Raw genomic sequence first — 515 nt, 5'->3', positions numbered from 1 at the left:
AACGTCGAACCGGTCAACATTCTCCGCAAACACGGCTACGACCTGCACGCATCCGGACTCAGCGGCCAGTACAACGCCCCCGCGAAACAGCGCGGCGGTGTCTTCGGCACGGCCCGGAAAATGATCCGCTGCTTGAAGATGCAGTCCATCCGGCCATGGGTGTCGACCGACGGACAGGGGCCACGGATACCGCATTTCGATCCCCGCGAGTTCGTCCGCTCCACCGACACCATCTACCTGCTCTCCCGTGAAGGCAACGGCTCGGCCGGCCCGCTGGTGACCGCGCTGACCGTCGCGATCTGCGAGGCCGCCGAGGAACTGGCCACCCGGTCGAAAGGTGGGCGGCTACCGGTACCCCTGCTCGCCGCCTTGGACGAAGCAGCGAACGTGGTCCGCTGGACCCAGCTGCCGAAGCTCTACAGCCACTACGGCTCCCGCGGAATCGTGATCATGACCATCCTGCAGAGCTACGCCCAGGGCACCGAAGTGTGGGGCAACAAGGGCATGGGAATGCT

General features: G+C 65.2%; 1 protein-coding gene. It reads left to right on the top strand.

The features are described from left to right. Nucleotides 1–515 (top strand): type IV secretory system conjugative DNA transfer family protein (locus tag MLGJGCBP_RS43900; RefSeq protein WP_160098721.1); only part of this gene is annotated, 515 nt, incomplete at both ends.

The sequence above is a fragment of the Rhodococcus sp. T7 genome (genome assembly GCF_009872365.1).
Classification (GTDB): domain Bacteria; phylum Actinomycetota; class Actinomycetes; order Mycobacteriales; family Mycobacteriaceae; genus Rhodococcus_F.
The sequence above is the reverse complement of the archived record's forward strand: the minus strand, read 5'-3'. Positions and strand labels throughout refer to the sequence as shown.